Raw genomic sequence first — 235 nt, forward strand, 5'->3', positions numbered from 1 at the left:
GCCAGCCGCCTAAGGTGGGACAGATGATTGGGGTGAAGTCGTAACAAGGTAGCCGTATCGGAAGGTGCGGCTGGATCACCTCCTTTCTAAGGATAATGCAGTCCTTACGGACTGATAAGAAGTTGACCGCTTTTTGTTTGTTTAGTTTTGAGGGAGCAATTCTCTCAAGGTAATTCGTTCTTTGAAAACTAGATAATTGTATAGAAGAAACCAAGTAAAAACCGAGTAAAATCGC

General features: G+C 43.4%; 1 rRNA gene. It reads left to right on the plus strand.

Going from position 1 to position 235, the window contains the following annotated elements:
* A 16S ribosomal RNA gene (locus tag M3226_RS32040) occupies positions 1–86 on the plus strand; the annotation flags it as partial.
* Positions 87–235 lie beyond the last annotated feature (149 nt).

It is taken from the genome of Neobacillus cucumis, assembly GCF_023715505.1.